The sequence below is a fragment of the Xanthomonas sp. LMG 12461 genome (assembly GCF_009192935.1).
GTDB lineage: Bacteria > Pseudomonadota > Gammaproteobacteria > Xanthomonadales > Xanthomonadaceae > Xanthomonas_A > Xanthomonas_A sontii.
Window position 1 is genome coordinate 1 of record NZ_NQYT01000109.1, and the last position, 17,374, is coordinate 17,374.

20 protein-coding genes are annotated in these 17,374 nt (G+C 69.0%); 12 read left to right on the plus strand and 8 right to left on the minus strand.

Annotation, left to right across the window (positions count from 1 at the left end; genetic code table 11):
• The first annotated feature begins 349 nt into the window (after nt 1-349).
• Nucleotides 350-1,114: an SDR family oxidoreductase gene (locus CEK68_RS20410; RefSeq protein ID WP_152240483.1), complete on the plus strand. Its 765-nt coding sequence runs from the start codon at nt 350-352 to the stop codon at nt 1,112-1,114.
• 99 nt (nt 1,115-1,213) lie between these two features.
• Here the strand turns inward: CEK68_RS20410 and CEK68_RS20415 are convergent, their stop codons facing one another.
• Together CEK68_RS20415 and CEK68_RS20420 are read right to left on the minus strand one after the other, a co-directional pair.
• Nucleotides 1,214-1,633, minus strand: a complete 420-nt coding sequence (locus CEK68_RS20415) for a hypothetical protein (RefSeq protein ID WP_017910076.1) — start codon at nt 1,631-1,633, stop codon at nt 1,214-1,216.
• 440 nt (nt 1,634-2,073) lie between these two features.
• Nucleotides 2,074-4,200, minus strand: coding sequence for a TonB-dependent receptor (locus CEK68_RS20420; protein WP_193314270.1), 2,127 nt, complete (start codon nt 4,198-4,200; stop codon nt 2,074-2,076).
• A 130-nt stretch (nt 4,201-4,330) separates the two neighbouring features.
• Here CEK68_RS20420 and CEK68_RS20425 point away from each other — a divergent pair, with 130 nt between their 5' ends.
• The 7 genes from CEK68_RS20425 (at nt 4,331) to CEK68_RS20455 (ending at nt 9,964) form a co-directional block, all read left to right on the plus strand.
• Nucleotides 4,331-5,533, plus strand: coding sequence for an amino acid aminotransferase (locus CEK68_RS20425; RefSeq protein ID WP_026144580.1), 1,203 nt, complete (start codon nt 4,331-4,333; stop codon nt 5,531-5,533).
• 170 nt (nt 5,534-5,703) lie between these two features.
• Nucleotides 5,704-6,720, plus strand: a complete 1,017-nt coding sequence (locus CEK68_RS20430) for a class 1 fructose-bisphosphatase (RefSeq protein WP_017910079.1) — start codon at nt 5,704-5,706, stop codon at nt 6,718-6,720.
• A 258-nt stretch (nt 6,721-6,978) separates the two neighbouring features.
• Nucleotides 6,979-7,302, plus strand: a complete 324-nt coding sequence (locus CEK68_RS20435) for a hypothetical protein (protein WP_017910080.1) — start codon at nt 6,979-6,981, stop codon at nt 7,300-7,302.
• A 10-nt stretch (nt 7,303-7,312) separates the two neighbouring features.
• Nucleotides 7,313-7,897 carry a hypothetical protein gene (locus tag CEK68_RS20440; protein ID WP_226977987.1) on the plus strand — a complete coding sequence of 195 codons (585 nt, stop codon included), beginning with the start codon at nt 7,313-7,315 and terminating at the stop codon, nt 7,895-7,897.
• A 194-nt stretch (nt 7,898-8,091) separates the two neighbouring features.
• Entirely contained in the window at nt 8,092-8,364 is a 273-nt protein-coding gene (locus CEK68_RS20445; protein ID WP_017910082.1) for a hypothetical protein, read from the plus strand.
• A gap of 196 nt (nt 8,365-8,560) precedes the next feature.
• Entirely contained in the window at nt 8,561-9,172 is a 612-nt protein-coding gene (locus CEK68_RS20450; RefSeq protein ID WP_152240484.1) for an NAD(P)H-dependent oxidoreductase, read from the plus strand.
• Between the two features lie 84 nt (nt 9,173-9,256).
• Complete coding sequence (locus CEK68_RS20455; protein ID WP_017911286.1) at nt 9,257-9,964, plus strand: 2OG-Fe(II) oxygenase; 708 nt, start codon at nt 9,257-9,259, stop codon at nt 9,962-9,964.
• A 197-nt stretch (nt 9,965-10,161) separates the two neighbouring features.
• On the opposite strand, the gene CEK68_RS20460 is transcribed toward CEK68_RS20455, so the two are convergent.
• A complete protein-coding gene (locus CEK68_RS20460; protein WP_010340660.1) occupies nt 10,162-11,247 on the minus strand; it encodes a PA0069 family radical SAM protein in 1,086 nt (361 codons plus the stop codon).
• Here CEK68_RS20460 and CEK68_RS20465 point away from each other — a divergent pair.
• The 4 genes from CEK68_RS20465 to CEK68_RS20480 all read left to right on the plus strand — a co-directional run bounded on the left by CEK68_RS20465 (nt 11,234) and on the right by CEK68_RS20480 (nt 14,265).
• On the plus strand, nt 11,234-11,536 hold the full coding sequence (locus CEK68_RS20465; RefSeq protein WP_152240485.1) for a hypothetical protein: 303 nt from the start codon (nt 11,234-11,236) through the stop codon (nt 11,534-11,536). The two genes, CEK68_RS20460 and CEK68_RS20465, sit on opposite strands and share 14 nt — an antisense overlap.
• A 114-nt stretch (nt 11,537-11,650) precedes the next feature.
• The gene (gene cls, locus CEK68_RS20470) at nt 11,651-13,123 is read left to right on the plus strand and encodes a cardiolipin synthase (protein ID WP_017910087.1); all 1,473 of its coding nucleotides are present in this window, start codon (nt 11,651-11,653) and stop codon (nt 13,121-13,123) included.
• Between the two features lie 102 nt (nt 13,124-13,225).
• Nucleotides 13,226-13,492, plus strand: coding sequence for a hypothetical protein (locus CEK68_RS20475; RefSeq protein WP_010340662.1), 267 nt, complete (start codon nt 13,226-13,228; stop codon nt 13,490-13,492).
• A gap of 14 nt (nt 13,493-13,506) precedes the next feature.
• Nucleotides 13,507-14,265 (plus strand): pyridoxine 5'-phosphate synthase, encoded by a 759-nt coding sequence (locus CEK68_RS20480; protein ID WP_152240486.1) that lies wholly within the window; start codon nt 13,507-13,509, stop codon nt 14,263-14,265.
• Between the two features lie 195 nt (nt 14,266-14,460).
• On the opposite strand, the gene CEK68_RS20485 is transcribed toward CEK68_RS20480, so the two are convergent.
• The 5 genes from CEK68_RS20485 to CEK68_RS20505 all read right to left on the minus strand — a co-directional run bounded on the left by CEK68_RS20485 (nt 14,461) and on the right by CEK68_RS20505 (nt 17,374).
• Nucleotides 14,461-14,868 carry a biopolymer transporter ExbD gene (locus tag CEK68_RS20485; protein WP_017911271.1) on the minus strand — a complete coding sequence of 136 codons (408 nt, stop codon included), beginning with the start codon at nt 14,866-14,868 and terminating at the stop codon, nt 14,461-14,463.
• Nucleotides 14,869-15,188: 320 nt separating this feature from the next.
• Nucleotides 15,189-15,602, minus strand: a complete 414-nt coding sequence (locus CEK68_RS20490) for a biopolymer transporter ExbD (protein ID WP_010340665.1) — start codon at nt 15,600-15,602, stop codon at nt 15,189-15,191.
• Nucleotides 15,603-15,605: 3 nt separating this feature from the next.
• Nucleotides 15,606-16,031, minus strand: a complete 426-nt coding sequence (locus CEK68_RS20495) for a biopolymer transporter ExbD (protein WP_026144583.1) — start codon at nt 16,029-16,031, stop codon at nt 15,606-15,608.
• 40 nt (nt 16,032-16,071) lie between these two features.
• On the minus strand, nt 16,072-16,836 hold the full coding sequence (gene exbB / locus CEK68_RS20500; RefSeq protein ID WP_010340667.1) for a TonB-system energizer ExbB: 765 nt from the start codon (nt 16,834-16,836) through the stop codon (nt 16,072-16,074).
• A 97-nt stretch (nt 16,837-16,933) separates the two neighbouring features.
• Complete coding sequence (locus CEK68_RS20505; RefSeq protein WP_152240487.1) at nt 16,934-17,374, minus strand: energy transducer TonB; 441 nt, start codon at nt 17,372-17,374, stop codon at nt 16,934-16,936.

The window sequence follows — 17,374 nt, forward strand, 5'->3', positions numbered from 1 at the left end:
CGGCGCTGACTCCTACTCGTGCTTGCTAGCACTGCGGCTAAACGGCCTGCCGCACTCCGCTCTCACCTACAACGATAGACCCTTATTTGACACAAGCGGCTTCAGCCGCGACGTGACCTGATCGGGCATGCCAGTCGCGGCTAAAAGGCGCTCCTACAGGACAACCGCGTTTCTTGCCGAGCCGCGACAGCCCCCGCAGAGCGCCGCGTCACGGTTGACCGTCGCTCTCACACCCAACGTGTCTTTCGGGCGGTACACATCGGCCCGCGACTGCCGCGTCCGAACACGGCGAGCAGTGCGCGGTGGGGCCGGCGATGCTCCAGGCTCCTTCGCCACCATGGAGCTTCACATGCAACGCTTGCACGGCAAGATCGCGCTCATCACCGGCGCCAGTTCCGGCATCGGCCACGCCGCCGCGCATCTGTTCGCACGCGAAGGCGCCTGCGTGGTGCTCGGCGCGCGCCGCGGCGCGCTGCTGCAGACGCTCGCCGCTGAGATCGAGGACGCCGGCGGCCAGGCCGCGTGGCTGGCCGGCGACGTCCGCGAGGAGGCCTATGCGCAGGCGTTGGTGGCGCTGGCGAACACGCGCTTCGGCGGGCTGGACATCGGCTTCAACAACGCCGGCACCCTGGGCACACTGGTGCCGACCACGCAGCTGCAGGCGCAGGCCTGGCGCGACGCGCTCGATACCAATCTCAGCGGCGCATTCTTCGGCGCCAAGCATCAGATTCCGGCGATGCTGGCACGCGGCGGCGGGTCGCTGATCTTCACCTCGACCTTCGTCGGCCACACCGTCGGCTTCCCGTGCACCGCCGCCTATGCCGCCAGCAAGGCCGGCCTGATCGGCCTGACCCAGGCGCTGGCAGCGGAGTTCGGACCGCAGGCGATCCGGGTCAACGCCTTGCTGCCGGGCGGCACGCACACGCCGATGGCGGACGCGATGAACGGCACGCCGGAAGCGCTGGCGCAGGTCGCGCAGCTGCATGCGCTCAAGCGCCTGGCGCAGCCGGACGAACTGGCACGGGCCGCGCTGTTCCTGGCCTCGGACGAAGCCGCGTTCGTGACCGGCAGCGCGATGCTGGTCGACGGCGGGGTATCGATCATGCGCAGTTGACGCGGACGGCGGTCGCGATGTCGAGGCGCACGCTCGTCACCGCGGGCAATGCCCTGCCGCTGCCGACGTCGCGACAGCAGCGGCCGGGCATGCAATCGCTCAGTCGTAGCTGTTGTTCATGCACGGTGAGCTGACCGGCGTCAGCACACTGAAGCTGCTGGCGTACAGCGCGATGATGCAGGTCCCCGGCGCATCGCTCTGCACGTAGTTGCATTGCTTGCTGTTGCGGCTACGCGAGCTGCCGTCGCTCATCTGGAACGACAGGTTCCAGTAGTCGTTGGAGCCGGTCTGCGCCCGCAGCGGCACGGAGGCGATCGTACCGCCCGGCGGCAGCGACGCCGAAGCGGCCGGATCCATGTAGTTGCCGCAGGTGTGCTTGACGCTGACGTTGTTGATCGTCTGGCCGGTGCAATTGACCACCGTGAAGGTGCCTTGGTACGGCGTGGCGCTGACGCCTTCGGCCAACGCGGGTTTGCTCTTGGTGCCGGCGTTGTCGCGGCTGTCGTCGGATGTGCTCATGGTGCGTCTCCTGGAGAGGCGTGGCGGTATGCGGGGGTGGCATTACGCTAGCGCCGCCGCGAAGAACGCCGCCAGCGTCCGCCGCCGGTTCGCGTAGACAGGTGCAGTGCGTTTGGTAGACGACTTGCATGCGCGGCGCAGCATGTAGACACGCGGCACCTGGCGTTCGCTCAAGCCAGGCGCGGCATCGCCTCCGATGATTCATACGCGGCTGCCAGGCGCCTTCTTCCGCAGTGCCGCTATCGCGTTCGCCTCGCGCTGCAGCTGCGCCTCGCACTTGCCGTCGTTCGACGGGTGCAGATGCTGATGAACGCATCGACTGTCGTCGGCGTACAGCTGCGGCAGGCCATCGCCGAATGGTCGCCAGAACCAAGCGGGTGCGCAGCCGCCTCGCCACGCAGCCGCGAGCGAAAGCTAGCCCGACCGGCAGGCGTTCGCGGCTAGTGCGGCAAGTCCCACTGCAAGCCGACCGTGTAGCTGCGGTCGGGGCCCGGCTCGTAGTAACGGCCGTTGCCGTCGTTGACGATGACCGAGCCGATGTAGCGGCGATCGAACGCGTTGTCGATGCGCGCGAAGGTGCGCAGGGTGCCGTGCGCGGTGGTCCAGCGCCGCGCCGCTTCCAGGTTGAGCAGGGCGTAGCCGGGCGCGGCCTCGCTGGCCAGGTCGTTGACCACGGTGTCGCCGGCGGCCACGCCCTCCACCGCGAATTGCCAGGCGCGCGGCTGCCACTGCCAGCGCGCGAACAGTTGCTGCTGCGGCACGCCGGGCAGGCGCGTGCCGGCGGCCACCACCGCGGTCGGCGTCGCGCAGCCGCTGCTGGCGCAGGTCAGGTAGGCCTGGCGCACCGTCGCCTGCAGCCAGGTGTAGGCCACCTGCAGTTGCGCACTGGCGCCCAGCGGCAGGGTCACGCTGGTCTCGGCGCCCTGGCGGCGGGTGCGGCCGATGTTGCGATAGGTACTGCGGCCGTTGGTGTTGCTGGCCACCGCCAGCTCGTCCTCGGTGGTGGCGCGGAACAGCGCCGCGTCCCAACGGGCGCCGGCGGCGTTGCGCCACTTCGCGCCCAGTTCCAGGTTCTGGCTGCGCGCGGCGTCCAGGTCCAGCGCCAGGCCGGCGCCGCCGTCGCGGCGGTAGCCCAGCTCGTTGAAGGTCGGGGTCTCGAACCCGCGCCCGGCCGAGGCGTAGAGCCGCAGGTCGTCGGTGACGCGGAACACCAGCCCGGCCACCGGCGTGGTCGCCGCATAGTCGGTGCGGCCGCTGTCGTCGGGATTGCGGCCGACGATGTAGGCATCGTTCGAGCGGAACCGCACCTGGCTGTGGCGCAGCCCGGCCAGCAGCGACCAGCGCTCGGCGAACTGCCACCAGGCCTGGGCGAACTGGTCCACGTTCTCCACCCGGTCCTGCTGGTCGCGGCGCAGCCGACCCTTCACCCCCAGCGTGCTGCCGACGAAGTTCTCGTAGCCGGTGCGGTGCTGTTGCTGGCGGTCGGCATTGGCGCCGACGGTGAACTGGAACGGGCGGCCGCCCAGTTCGCCCTGCCAGGCCCAGCGCGCGTCGAGGCCGCCGTAGTCGCCGTCCAGGTCGATCACGCCGCCGGCATTGAGCGGGTTGCTCTGCGCGCCCACCGGGACCGAGAGGTATTGGGTGACGTCGCGGCGCCCGGCGTAGCCCATCAGCCGCCAGGTCTGCTGGTCCACCTGCTGGGTGAAGATCGCGCCGGCCTGCACCTGGCGGGTGGACTTGCGGGTGTCGAACTGGCCGGCGGCGGCAGTGGCCTGGCGCGGGTCGGCGGCGACCTGGGCGCGGCTCAGGCCCAGCGGATCCTGCGCATCGGGCGCCTCCAGCGCGTTGAGCAGCAGGTCCAGGCGCCGCCCGGGCGCCAGGTCGATGCCGATCTTGGCGTTGAAGGTGGTGCGCTCGGCGTGGCTGTGGTTGCGGTAGCCGTCGGTGCTGAAATGGGTGGCCGCCAGGTTGTAGTGGACGTCCCCCTGCTGGCCCAGCGCCTGCGCGCTGAGGGCGGCGGTGCCGTGGCTGCCGATCGCACTGCGCAGCCGCCACGGATCGTCCGGCTGGCCGTCGGCGCTCCACAGCTGCACCACGCCGCCGGAAGAGTTGCCGTACAGGGCCGAGAACGGCCCGCGCAGCACCTCGACGCGCTCGCTGCCGAACAGGTTGAAGTTGGATAGCTGGCCCTGGCCGTCCGGCATCGTCGCCGGGATGCCGTCCAGCAGCAGGCGAACGCCGCGTACGCCGAACGCCGAGCGCGCGCCGAAGCCGCGGATCGACAGCTGGGTGTCCTGCGCATAGTTCTGGCGATCGCGCGCGAGCAGGCCGGGCACCCCGACCAGCGCCTCGGACGCCTGTATGCCGAGGCGGTCGCTGTCGCCCAGGCCGGTCGTGGTCAGCGACGCCGGCAGGTCGAAATCGGCCACGCCGCCGACGCGGGCGGCCTGGACCTGAAGCACTGGCAAGGTGGTGGCCGGATCCTCGCCGCGAGCGGCGTGGACCAGGGACGACAGCGCCAGAGCGCAGGCCCCGCAGAGCAGGGCGGAGGGCAGGGAAGATGACATGGCCCATCATCGCCCAACTGCCGCCCGGCCGCACCCGGCCAAGCGCGGCAGCGTTTGTTAGGATGAGGTGTTTGACCGCGCCGGCTCCGGTCCTTCCGGCCCCCACCTCCGCCACCGAACGAGTACCGCCGTGTCCTTCTTTGCAAACGTGGAACAGGTCCCAGGCGACCCGATCCTGGGCCTGACCGAGGCCTACAACGCCGATTCCCGCCCGACCAAGGTCAACCTGGGCGTGGGCATCTACTACGACGAAAACGGCCGCATCCCGCTGCTGCGCGCGGTGCAGCAGATCGAACAGCAATTGGCGCAGGACGCCAGGCCGCGCGGCTACCTGCCGATCGACGGCCTGCCGGCCTACGACCTAGCCACGCAGAAGCTGCTGTTCGGCGCCGAGTCGCCGCTGCTGGCCGCCGGCCGCGTCGCCACCTCGCAGACCATCGGCGGCAGCGGTGCGCTGCGGGTGGGCGCGGACCTGCTGAAGAAGCTGCTGTCCACCTCGACCATCGCCATCAGCAACCCGAGCTGGGAGAACCACCGCGCCGTGTTCGGTGCCGCCGGCTTCGACGTGGTCGAGTACACCTATTTCGATCCGGCCAGCCACGGCCTGAACTTCGACGGCATGCTCGCCGACCTGCGCCAGCTCGCCCCCGGCAGCGTGGTGCTGCTGCACGCCTGCTGTCACAACCCGACCGGCGCCGACCTGAGCCAGGCGCAGTGGCGCACCGTGGCCGAGCTGCTGAAGGAACGCAACCTGTTCCCGTTCGTGGACATCGCCTACCAGGGCTTCGACAAGGGCATCGACGCCGATGCCTACGCGGTGCGCCTGCTGGCCGAGGTCGGCATCGACAACTACGTGGTCGCCAGTTCGTACTCCAAGTCGTTCTCGCTGTACGGCGAGCGCGTCGGCGCGCTGTCGGTGGTCTCGGCCAACGCCGCCGAGAGCAAGGCGGTGCAGTCGCAGGTCAAGCGCATCATCCGCACCATCTACTCCAGCCCGTCCACGCACGGCGCCGCGCTGGTCGCCGGGGTGCTCAACAGCCCCGAACTGCGCGCGATGTGGGAGCAGGAACTGACCGAGATGCGCGAGCGCATCCACGCCCTGCGCGCCGGCATGGTGCAGAAGCTGGCCGCCCTGGGCGCGCCGGAGTTCGGCTTCATCCAGCAGCAGGCCGGCATGTTCTCCTACTCGGGCCTGAGCAAGGCGCAGGTGGACCGGCTGCGCGAGGAGTTCGGCATCTACGCGGTCGGCACCGGCCGCATCTGCGTGGCCGCGCTGAGCCAGAAGAACCTGGACTACGTGACCCAGGCCGTGGCGACCGTGCACAAGGGCTGAGCCCTGCGGTCCCGCACCGAGCCGGAAGCGCCTGCGCTTCCGGCTTTTTTTGTGCCTGCATGGTGGCCGTGTCGGCCCGCGCCGGCATGGTCGCGAAACACCATTGATCGAAATCTACCGCGCAACCCGCGACAATGGCGGCCCCCTTCTCACGCAAGGCCGTCCTGCCCATGTCGCGAACGTCGCTGACCCGCTTCCTGATCGAAGAACAGCATGCCGGGCGTATCGGCCCGGAGCTGCGCCAGCTCATCACGATCGTGTCCCGCGCCTGCAAGCGCATCTCCATCGCGGTCAGCAAGGGCGCCCTCGGCGGCGTGCTCGGCGATGCCGGCACCGGCAACGTGCAGGGCGAAGCGCAGAAGAAGCTGGACGTGCTCAGCAACGACATCCTGCTCGAAGCCAATGCCTGGGGCGGCCACCTCGCCGCCTGCGCCTCCGAAGAGATGGACCACTGCCAGCCGGTGCCCGACAAGTACCCCAGCGGCGATTTCCTGCTGCTGTTCGATCCGCTGGACGGCAGCTCCAACATCGACGTCAACGTCTCGGTCGGCACCATCTTCTCGGTGCTGCGCGCGCCCCCAGGCACCGACAAGCCCGGCGACGAGCACTTCCTGCAGCCGGGCACCGCGCAGGTCGCGGCCGGCTACTGCATCTACGGCCCCAGCACGATGCTGGTGCTGACCCTGGGCCACGGCACCCACGCCTTCACCCTGGAGCGCGAGGAGGGCAGCTTCCTGCTGACCCAGGCCGACATGCGCATCCCCGAGGACACCGCCGAGTTCGCGATCAACATGTCCAACCAGCGTCATTGGGAAGCGCCGATGCAGCAGTACGTGGCCGACCTGCTGGCCGGCAGCGAAGGCGTGCGCGGCAAGAACTTCAACATGCGCTGGATCGCCAGCATGGTCGCCGACGTGCATCGCATCCTCACCCGCGGCGGCATCTTCATCTATCCCTGGGACAAGAAAGACCCGGGCAAGGCCGGCAAGCTGCGGCTGATGTACGAAGCCAACCCGATGGGCATGCTGGTGGAGCAGGCCGGCGGCGCCGCCAGCACCGGCCGCGCACGCATCCTCGGCCTGCAGCCGGAGCAACTGCACCAGCGCGTGCCGGTGTTCCTGGGCTCGAAGAACGAAGTGGCCGAGGCGGTGCGGTATCACCTGGAGCACGACAGCCACCACGGCTGAGCGTGGTGGCGCGGCAGCCGCGCGTCCGGGGGCTCTGGACGATGGCGGCTGTCGCCAGCGCCGCCGTATCCTCGGTGCAGCATCGCCGGAATGGTCGCGGTGGGTGCAAGGGGAGGCCGCTACAGGCGGCACATTGCGATTGGGGGGCGAGATCGTCCTGTAGCGGCGCAGTCGCTTCGGGGCGGCGTCTTGGCTCGATGATGTGCGCTCACTGCCACAGCGCCGATGGCGGTAGAAAACTCAAACAGGGGAAATGCAATGAAACATGTCTTCGGGCTGTTGCTGCTGCTCGTCTCGGGTGTGGCCTGTGCCGACACCACGCAGCAGGGGAAGATCACCCGCGTCGTGGTCGAATCCAACTACGCTTCGGTCTGGCTGGAGAACCAGCCGACCAACAACGAGTGCGCGTCCGATGGACGCTGGGTGATCGATTTTTCCGCGGACGCCATCGCCAAAGAAAAGTATTCGGCCATTCTCTCCGCCGCCACGTCCAGGACCCAGGTCGTGCTGCAGTACACGACCAGCGAGGGCTGTGGCGGTTTCGGCGCGAAGAAGATCCACTACGTCGATCTGCTGTACTGATCCCCGACGCTTGCCGCGCCCCCTGGCCGGGCGCGCGGCGATGCGGCAGGATGCGCCGATCGAGACGAACAGGGAGGTTCCGATGCGCTGGTGCCTGATGCTGGTGGCGATGATGTCGAGCGGAACGCTGTCGGCCGCCGAACCCTTTCGCATGCAGAACCTCATGCTGCTGCAGCCCGAATCGGTGATGCGCGATCGCGCCGAGAGCGTCGAAGACCTGGCGGCATATGTGAAAGCGCTCAATGCCACGGCGTCGCGCGAACTGGCGCCGATCGCCACACCCCGACCGGCCGCCGGCTTCGTGGCCGTGGCGGTCCGCCCTGGCGGCCGGTCCCGGGTCTGGCTGGATGTGACACCTGCACTGCCCGATGCGATGGCAAACACGCTGATCACCGCTCTGGAGCGGGTACCGCCATTCCAGGCCAAGGGCGGTGTGGTGGTGTTCGCGCTCAACGTCACGCTGTGGGACGCGCCGCCGACCGAGCGCCAAGGTCCTTCGCCAGCGGCCTGGCAGCGTGCTGCGGAAGGCGAACAGTCGCCGATCGAAATCGGCGACCTGGTCGATCGGGTCTGGCCAGCGAGTGCGGCGCACTGAGGCGTGGGAGCGGCGCTCGTCATGACGCACGACCGTGCGTCCGCTGCGACACCGCTCCTTTACGCCGCTGGCGACGTGCCGGCGGTTGCCTGACGCCCTGGCTGCGGTAGGGTAGCGGCGTCCGGCGACAGCAGAGCGCGTTGATCGCCGGCGGTCGTCGCGTGCACCTGGTCGTCCCGGGCGGGAGGAACCCCATGAACCAGACCCTCGTCGTGCTGTTCTTCTTCGCCACCGCACCGGTCGCGCTGATGCCCACCGTCATCGCGCTGTTCACCCGCCACCGCTGGCGGCGGCGCATCGTGCTGGTCAACCTGGCGCTGTGGACGCTGCTGTTCTTCGCCGCCCGCAGCTTCACCCTGTACAACTCCAGCCGCTTCGAGCTGCCGACCCTGCTGGCGCTGGCGGTGTGGCTGGCGCTGCTGGGCATCGCGATCCGAGGCACGCCCGGGTCATCCAAGCGCTCCTAGCCACCGACAGCGCCCGCACGCCTGGTCGGTGCGCGATGGGGCGATCGCGGCGGCGGACCGCTATCGACACATGCCTGATCTCGACGCGCTCGCTGCGCGTTTGCGGTGCCGCAGCGCTCACGACCCTTGCACGCCATCGCGACGTCAGGCCCATCGCGCCCGATCCACAGTGGGGTTTTACTGACGGAGTCGGACCATGTCCCTGCGCGCCTTCGGCCTGAACTGCTCGCTCAAGCGCGGCACTGCGCCCTCGTCCACCCAACGCCTGCTGGATCAGATCCTGCAGGCACTGGCCGCGCACGGCGTGCAGGGCGATTCGGCGCGTGTGGCCGACTTCGACGTGCGCCCCGGCGTACGTGCCGACGAAGGCGACGGCGATGCCTGGCCGCAGCTGCGCCAGCGCGTGCTGGATGCAGACATCGTCGTGCTGGCCACACCGATCTGGGTCGGTCATCCCTCGAGCCTGGCGCAACGCGTGCTGGAGCGCATGGATGCGTTCCTCGGCGAGATCGGCGACGACGGCGTCTATCCGACCTTCAACCGCGTGGCCATGGTCGCGGTGGTGGGCAACGAGGATGGCGCGCACAAGGTCAGTGCCGATCTCTACCAGGGGCTGACCGACTTCGGTTTCAGCATCGCCGCCGGCAGCCCGCCGTACTGGGTCGGCGAGGCGATGGGCAGCACCGACTACCAGGACCTGAAGCAGACGCCGAAGGTGCTGGCCGACACCATCAAGACCGCCGCCAGCAACGCCGCGCACCTGGCGCGCCTGCTCAAGGCCAATCCGTACCCGCCGCCGCTGGCCTGAGCGTTCCGCCGCGTCGGAGCGCCAGTGGCACGGAGCCGCTGCGCTGCGGCTGCAACCCTGCGAAATCGCTGGTAAGGTCGCGCGATGTCCGACCTGCATCCCGATTTCATCGAAGTGTTCGATGGCGCCATGTCCCGCGAGGACTGCGCCGCCATCCTGCGCCGCCTGCGCGGCAGCACCCAGTTGCGGCCCGGCGAGGTCGGCAGCGGCGTGTTTCCCGAGCTCAAGCGCAGCCGCGACCTGCGCATCAGCGGCCTGGAACCGTGGCGCGACGTGGAACAGCGGCTGCAGCAGGCCGTGTTCGGCGGGCTGCTCGGCTACCTGCGCAAGTACCCGCAGACCCTGATCTCGCCGCTGATGCTGCAGGTGCCCGGCGCCGACGGCCAGCCGCACCGGCTCGGCGCCGACGACTTCGCCCTGCTCGACGACGCCGCGCTGTCCAACCTGGCGCGCACCTGCCTGCGCCCGGGCGCGATCAACCTGCAGTGGTACGAAGCGGGCGAGGGCGGCTACCCGTACTGGCACTGCGAACTGTACCCGCGCGATCCGAGTGCCGAGACCCTGCACCGGCACCTGCTGTGGACCCTGTACCTCAACGACGATTTCGACGAGGGCGAGACCGAGTTCCTGTTCCAGCAGCGCAAGATCGTCCCGCGCGCCGGCAGCCTGCTGATCGCCCCGACCGCCTTCACCCACACCCACCGCGGCAACCGCCCGCAGCGCGGCGACAAGTTCATCGCGACGAGCTGGATCCTGTTCCAGTCGGCGCAGGCGCTTTACGGCAGGGAATAGGGAATAGGGAATGGGGATTCGTCAAAAGCAGGGATTCGGGAGTGGGGATTGGGGATTCGTAAAAGCTGCTTTCTTGGTGGCTGAATTGCAGTGGCTGCGTCGGGCCGCCGCGACGCGCCGCTCTTGCTAATCCCCAATCCCGAATTCCGAATCCCTGCCCCATTACGAATCCCCAATCCCGAATCCCCAATCCCCGCTCAAAACAACACACCCTGCGGCGACGGCGGGCGCGGCGGCAACGGTTTGACGAAGTGGCTGCAGTCCAGGCGGCGGCGCGGGGACTCGGCATAACCCAGCCGCTTGTGCGCCAGCGCGAAGCGCCGTGCCAGCAGGTCGGCGTAGACGCCTTCGCCGCGCATGCGCTTGCCGAAGGTGCTGTCGTAGTCCTTGCCGCCGCGCAGTTGCTGCACCGTGCTCATCACGTGCGCGGCGCGGTCGGGATGGTGCGCCTGCAGCCAGTCGCGGAACAGCGGCGCCACCTCGTGCGGCAGGCGCAGCAGCACGTAGCCGGCGGACTCGGCACCGGCCTCGCGGGCCGCCTCCAGCACCGCTTCCAGCGCGTGATCGTTGATCCACGGGATCACCGGCGCCACCATCACCCCGACCGGCACGCCGGCCTCATGCAGCGTACGCATCGCCCGCAGCCGCGCGTGCGGCGCCGAGGCGCGCGGCTCCAGCCTGGCCGACAGTCGCGGGTCCAGCGAGGTCACGGAGAAGTGCACGCTGACCAGGTTGTCGCGGGCCAGCGGCGCCAGCAGGTCCAGGTCGCGCTCGACCAGCGCGTTCTTGGTGATCAGCGAAAACGGGTGGCGGGTCTCGGCGAAGACCTCGATCAGGCGCCGGGTCAGCTGCAGCTTGCGCTCGATCGGCTGGTAGGCGTCGGTGTTGATGCCCAGCGCGATCGGGCTGGGCACGTAGCCGGGCTTGGCCAGCTCACGGCGCAGCAGCTCTGGGGCATTGGTCTTGGCGAACAGCCGCGTCTCGAAATCCAGCCCCGGCGACAGGTTCAGATAGGCGTGGCTGGGGCGGGCGAAGCAGTAGCTGCAGCCGTGCTCGCAGCCGCGGTACGGGTTCACCGACTGCGCGAACCCCACGTCCGGCGACTGGTTGCGGCTGATGATGCTGCGCGCGGTCTCCTCGCTCACCTGGGTGCGCAGGCGCGGAGCGGCGAATTCCTCGCTGTCGTCGGGATGCCAGCCGTCGTCCTCGGCCTGGCTGACGGTCCGTTCGAAGCGGCCCGGCAAATGGCTGCCGGCGCCGCGGCCCTTGATGGCGGTGCTCATCGGCATAGGCTACGCGCCGACCGTCTCGGCGGATGCGACGGCACCGACGGCGGCGCTGAATCTTTCAGGCCACGCAGTCAGCGTGGCTCACCTCCGCCCGTTGCGCACGGCGGCGCAGCAGATCGACGTTCCACGGCGGGCCGGCGGCCTGTCGCTCTTCGGCGATGACGCTGCCATTCGCCGAACCGGGGCCTCGTCGCGGGCGCACGCGAACGCCGTCGCCTTGGCGTCACCCGGTTGCCGCGAACGCCTGCTGTCATGCACCCGCAGTGCAGCGCAGGTTCGCTGAGCGGATGGCTGCCAGCGCGCCAGACAGCAAACCCACGCGATCCGGGCGGTCGCCGCGGTGCCGGGCCGGCATCGCCTTCGCCGCAACCTCCGCGTCACCCTCTAGAATCCGCCGATGCTCGTGATCGCGACTCTGCAGAACACCTGGGACCGGCTGACCGGCATCCCGCACATCGGCGCCTACCTCACCGCCGCCTACCTGCTGTACATCCTGTGGCTGAGCGGATGGATCGTGCTGCAGAAGCGCGAGCCGGCGGCGACGCTGAGCTGGGTGCTGTCGCTGGCCGCCTTGCCCTACCTGGGCTTCGTCATCTACTACCTGCTGGGCCCGCAGAAGGTGAAGCGGCAGCGCCTGCGCCGCGGCCGCTCGCGCTCGGGCATGGAGCACTACAGCAGCGTGTGCCCGCCGGATGCCGACTGCACCGAGCTGGCCAAGATCGCCCAGGCCACCACCGGCCTGGCGCCGAGTTCGGCCACCGCGGTGCAGTGGCTGGTCGACGGCGCCGCCACCTACGAGGCGATCGTGCGCGACATCGGTGCCGCCCAGCACCACGTGCACCTGGAGTACTACATTTTCAATCCCGACCGCACCGGCACGCGCATCCGCGACGCGCTGGTCGAGCGCGCCCGCGCCGGCGTGCGCGTGCGCCTGCTGCTGGATGCGGTCGGCTCCTCGCAGGTGCGCAAGCGCTTCCTGCGGCCGCTGCTGGAGGCCGGCGCCGAGGTGGCCTGGTTCCATCCCACCCAGTTGCTGCGGCCGTTCAAGTTCAAGCGGCCCTGGGTCAACCTGCGCACCCACCGCAAGATCGTGGTGATCGACGGCCGCATCGCCTTCACCGGCGGCATCAACGTCACCGACGAGGAGAACGAGGCGCTGCGCGCCGACGCCTACCGCGACCTGCACCTGCGCTGCGAAGGCCACGTGGTGCGCAGCCTGCAGCTGGTGTTCGTGGAGGACTGGCTGTACGCCACCCGCCAGGGCCGCGATGCCTTCGACATGGCGCGGATCTGGCCCAGCGACATGCCCAGCCGCGATGCCGGCACGATCCAGGCGCAGGTGCTGGTGTCGGGGCCGGATTCATCGTGGGAGAGCATCCATCGCCTGCAGGTGGCGGCGATCCACGAGGCGCAACGGCGGGTGTGGCTGGTCACGCCGTACTTCGTGCCGGGCGAGGCCGCGCGCATGGCGCTGACCTCGGCGGCGCTGGGCGGGCTGGACGTGCGCCTGCTGGTGCCCAAGCGCAGCGACTCGCGGCTGGTGACCTTGGCCGCGCGCTCTTACTTCGACGAACTGCTGCAGGCCGGCGTGCGGATCTACGAGTACGGCCCGCGCATGCTGCACACCAAGGCGCTGATCACCGACGAGGACCTGTGCCTGGTCGGCAGCGCCAACTTCGACAACCGCAGTTTCCGGCTCAATTTCGAGGTCGCCACGCTGTTCCGCGACCGCGGGCTGACCCGGCAGCTGGCCGAGCTTCTGGAAGGGGAGATGGCCGATGCGGTGCGCGTACGCGACGACCGCAAGCGCTCGCTGTGGCGCTACCGGCTGCCGGAGGCGGTGGCGCGGCTGACCTCGCCGCTGCTGTAAGCGCGGCGCCCCGGCGCCGGGAGCGGCGCGCGCCGGCCGCGGTACCACGTGGAACCGGCACGCCCGGCGGCGCTACACTGCGCCATCCTTGGGGAGATCGTCATGTACTGGCTCTTTCTGCCGCTCGCGCTGGGTGCTTTCGTTCTGGCGTTCACGACGCCGCACATGTGGTTGCTGGTGGTGAGCCTGCTGGCCGCGCTGGCCTTTCTGCTGGCCTGGGCACGCGGCTGGTACGTGGCCAAGATCGGCGACGCCAGCCAGCGCGACGCGATGCCGATGATCGACCCGGCCGAACTGCGCCGGCTGCGCGAGCAGGCCGAGGCGCGCCGCGCCGCGGCCGCCGCCAGCGACGACGCCGCAGCGCCGTAAGCGGTTCGCCGGCGATGACCAAGCTGAGCGTCAACGTCAACAAGATCGCGGTGCTGCGCAATTCGCGCGGCGGCGACCTGCCCAGCGTGCTCGACGCCGCGCGTGCCTGCCTGGACGCCGGCGCGCACGGCATCACCGTGCACCCGCGCCCGGACCGGCGCCACATCCATGCCGAGGACGTGCTGGCGCTGGCCGAACTGACCCGCGAGCGCGGCGTCGAATTCAACATCGAAGGCAACCCGTTCGCGCCGCCGCGTCCCGGCTACCCGGGACTGATCGCCCTGTGCGCGCAGACCCGCCCGGCGCAGGCCACCCTGGTGCCCGACGGCGACGGCCAGCTCACCTCCGACCACGGTTTCGACTTCGGCCGCGACAGCGACAGCGACCGCCTGCGCCCGCTGATCGCCGAACTGAAAGCCCTGGGCTGCCGGGTCAGCCTGTTCGTCGATGCCGACAACCCCGACCTGGCGGTGGCGGCCGAACTGGGCGCCGACCGCATCGAGTTGTACACCGGACCCTATGCCGCCGCTTGGGAGCAGGGCGACAGAGCCGCGGCCGCGCCGTTCGCTGCTGCCGCACGCCGCGCGCAGGCTGCCGGGCTCGGCGTCAACGCCGGCCACGATCTGGCCCAGGCCAATCTCGGCGCGTTCCTGGAGACGGTGCCGCAGGTGCTGGAAGTGTCGATCGGCCACGCGCTGATCGGCGAGGCGCTCTACGCCGGGCTCGACGCCACGGTGAAGGCGTATCTGGCGGTGCTGGCCGGGGCACGCTGAGCGAGGCCGGCAGCGCGGCCTGGCTCCCTGGAACTTGCCGGCGTCGCAGGCGCAGCGATCGCGTACAGCAAGGTTGTCGCGATCGGCGCAATCCGATCAACCTGGGCGTTCGCTGCCTCCCGCAAGCGGAAACGCGCGAGTTCCCGACGCACGCGACGCCACCGGCAATGGTGGCGTCGCACCACCGACCGCCTGTTACTGCACGAAGCCGATGCGCTGGACGTCGGCGTTCTTGGCCGCCGCCAGCACCTTGGCCATGGCCTCGTAGTCGGCGTCCGGACTGGCATCGATGCGCAGTTCGGGCGGATTGCCGGCCGCCTGCGCCATCGCTTCCTGCAGCCGCGGCTGCAGATCGCGCAAGGCCAGCGGCGCGGCATTCCAGAACAACTGGCCACTGGCGTCCAGGCGCAACTGGATCGGGTCCGGTGGCGGCAAGGGCCTGGAAAGTGCCGGCGTCCGCTGCGGCAGGTCCATGGCGATCGTCCGCGTCAGCATCGGCGCGGTGACGATGAAGATGATCAACAGCACCAGCATCACATCGACCAGCGGGGTGACATTGATCTCCGCCAGCGGTCCCCGATTCCCTGCAGCACTGAACGCCATGGCCAGCCTCCTGTGGGTGTTGTGGTGTCGCGCCACCAGCCTACACCCGCGGCGCGGCGGGATGCGAGGGGTGGCGACAGGCGCGCGGGCTCGGGAGTGGTCCCGCATCGGACTGCTCAGGCCGGGAGGCGAGCAGGCGAGCGCGAAGCACGCCCGGCCAGGCGGACGACGCGACGCGCGACACGCAGGACCGCGGGCAGGCATCGTCGCAGCGGGCAGTGCAGCCAACCGTGCACGCACAAAAAAACGCCACCGTTGCCGGTGGCGTTTGCAGTCGCGTCATGACTGAGGTGTTGCGGTGAAGCGAATTGCGGTGAAGCTTATTGCTGCACGAAGCCGATCTTCTTCATGTCCGAGTTCTTGGCGGCGGCCAGCACCTTGGCCATCACTTCGTACTCGGAATCCGGATTGGCATCGATGCGCAGTTCCGGCTGGTTGGTCGGATCGCGCTGGACTTCGTTTTCCATCATCTGCGGGAGCGCACTCACCGCCACCGGGCTGTTGTTCCAGAACACCTGGTTCGACGCATCGATCCGCAGATCGATCGGCGGCGGCGGATCGCGCAACTGCGGCGGCGGGTTGATGACCCGCTGCGGCAGATCCACGTCGATCGGGTACGTCATGATCGGCGCGGTCACGATGAAGATGATCAACAGCACCAGCATCACGTCGACCAGCGGCGTGACGTTGATGTCGGCCATGGGACCACGGCCGCCTCCTGAGCTGAACGCCATGGCTCAGTTCCCCTTCTCTTTGGTCGCAACGAAGCCGACGTCCAGCATGCCCTGACTCTGCGCGATCTTGGTGATCTCGTTGATCGTGCGCATCTTGGTGGTGCGGTCGCCACGCAGGTTGAGCGGCGGCTGCGGGGTCTGCTGTGCAGCGGTCGAGAAGCGCGACTCCAGGGCTTCCTTGGAGATCGGCTCATCGTTCCAGTACAGCGACCCGTCCTCCTTGACCGCCAGGGTGATCGGATTCGGACGCTTGTCGTCCTTGTCCGGATCCTGCTTCAAGTTGGCTTGGGGCAGTTCCACCTTGACCTTGTGGGACATCAGCGGTGCCGTGATGATGAAGATGATCAGCAGCACCAGCATCACGTCCACGAGGGGCGTGACGTTGATGTCGGCCATGGGGCCGCCGCTGTTACCACTACTGAAAGCCATAACGGGCTCCGTTAACGTTGCGTGGACGACTTAGCCGGGATCAGCGAACGCGCGAACCGGTGGCGAAGAAGTCGTGCAGGTCGTGAGCGAAGGTGTCGAATTTGGCGATCACCGAGCTGTTGACCTTGCTGAAGAAGTTGAAGGCGAACACGGCCGGGATCGCGACGAACAGACCGATCGCGGTCATGATCAGCGCTTCACCGACCGGGCCGGCCACGGCGTCGATCGAGGCGGAGCCGGTGGCACCGATCTTGATCAGCGCGCCGTAGATGCCCCACACCGTACCCAGCAGACCGACGAACGGCGCGGTCGCACCGACGGTCGCCAGCAGGGTCATGCCCGACTGCAGCTTGGTGCTTTCGCGGGTTACGGCCTGACGCAGGGCGCGGTCGACGAACTCCGAACGGCTCAGGGTCTCGCCCAGGCCGGTGCCGGTGCCGGCTTCGGCACGCTGGTGGTGCGCGGCGGCCTGCGCGGCGTCCAGGGCGATCTTCGAGAACGGCTCGGAGGCCGGCTGCTCTTCCATCGCACGGATGGCGTCCTGGGCGTTCGGGGTGTCCCAGAACAGGCTGGTGACGCGGTCGGCCTGGCTCTTCAGACGGGTGGCGCGGAAGATGTTGATGATCGTCCAGTACCAGGACGAGGCGGACATGATGATCAGGGTGATGAGCACCACCCAGGAGACGGCGAAGTCACCCGGCTTGGAGGTCATTTCGGTGATCAGGTGCTCGAAGCCCATCTGCGACAGGGCGTTCGATGCGTTGTTGCCCCCCGCAGCAGCGGCGATGAAAATTTCCTGCAGCATGACGCTTACCTTTGTTGTGTGTGGTGGTGATGAGGGTGGTGCAAAGAGTAGACAGGGTTTGCGGACCGGCGGTGCGCCGGTCCGCGCAACCTTTGTATCAGTTCAGCGCGAAGTTGACCGGGACGCGGACGCGGCCGGCGGTCTTCTGTCCATTGACGACAGCGGCATTGAACCGCCACTTGCGCGCTGCTTCCATGGCGGCGCGGTCCAGGTCGCGGTTGCGGCTGGATTTCTCGACGGCAACGTTCGTGACGTTACCACTGGCATCGACATCGATGATCAGGATCACCTCGCCCTGCGCGCCCGACCGGAATGCAGCCGGCGGGTACTTCGGCGGGTTCATGTTCTTCGACGAAATATCGACGCTAGCGCTGATGTCGGAGGGTGCGGCCGGAGGCGCGGGCGGCGACGGCGGGGTGGCCACATCGTTGGGGCGCGGCTCCGGCACGTCGATCACCGGGGCTTCCGGTGGCGGCGGCAGCGGGGTCGGCTTCGGCGGCGCCAGGTTCTTCACCGGCGGCGGCGGCGGTGCGTCCAC

Coding starts and splice junctions, on each gene's coding strand:
- CEK68_RS20410 (WP_152240483.1), top strand. CDS start 350: ATGCAACGCTTGCACGGCAAGATCGCGCTCATCACCGGCGCCAGTTCC.
- CEK68_RS20415 (WP_017910076.1), bottom strand. CDS start 1,633: ATGAGCACATCCGACGACAGCCGCGACAACGCCGGCACCAAGAGCAAA.
- CEK68_RS20420 (WP_193314270.1), bottom strand. CDS start 4,200: ATGTCATCTTCCCTGCCCTCCGCCCTGCTCTGCGGGGCCTGCGCTCTG.
- CEK68_RS20430 (WP_017910079.1), top strand. CDS start 5,704: ATGTCGCGAACGTCGCTGACCCGCTTCCTGATCGAAGAACAGCATGCC.
- CEK68_RS20435 (WP_017910080.1), top strand. CDS start 6,979: ATGAAACATGTCTTCGGGCTGTTGCTGCTGCTCGTCTCGGGTGTGGCC.
- CEK68_RS20445 (WP_017910082.1), top strand. CDS start 8,092: ATGAACCAGACCCTCGTCGTGCTGTTCTTCTTCGCCACCGCACCGGTC.
- CEK68_RS20450 (WP_152240484.1), top strand. CDS start 8,561: ATGTCCCTGCGCGCCTTCGGCCTGAACTGCTCGCTCAAGCGCGGCACT.
- CEK68_RS20455 (WP_017911286.1), top strand. CDS start 9,257: ATGTCCGACCTGCATCCCGATTTCATCGAAGTGTTCGATGGCGCCATG.
- CEK68_RS20465 (WP_152240485.1), top strand. CDS start 11,234: ATGGCGGTGCTCATCGGCATAGGCTACGCGCCGACCGTCTCGGCGGAT.
- CEK68_RS20460 (WP_010340660.1), bottom strand. CDS start 11,247: ATGAGCACCGCCATCAAGGGCCGCGGCGCCGGCAGCCATTTGCCGGGC.
- cls (WP_017910087.1), top strand. CDS start 11,651: ATGCTCGTGATCGCGACTCTGCAGAACACCTGGGACCGGCTGACCGGC.
- CEK68_RS20475 (WP_010340662.1), top strand. CDS start 13,226: ATGTACTGGCTCTTTCTGCCGCTCGCGCTGGGTGCTTTCGTTCTGGCG.
- CEK68_RS20480 (WP_152240486.1), top strand. CDS start 13,507: ATGACCAAGCTGAGCGTCAACGTCAACAAGATCGCGGTGCTGCGCAAT.
- CEK68_RS20485 (WP_017911271.1), bottom strand. CDS start 14,868: ATGGCGTTCAGTGCTGCAGGGAATCGGGGACCGCTGGCGGAGATCAAT.
- CEK68_RS20490 (WP_010340665.1), bottom strand. CDS start 15,602: ATGGCGTTCAGCTCAGGAGGCGGCCGTGGTCCCATGGCCGACATCAAC.
- CEK68_RS20495 (WP_026144583.1), bottom strand. CDS start 16,031: ATGGCTTTCAGTAGTGGTAACAGCGGCGGCCCCATGGCCGACATCAAC.
- exbB (WP_010340667.1), bottom strand. CDS start 16,836: ATGCTGCAGGAAATTTTCATCGCCGCTGCTGCGGGGGGCAACAACGCA.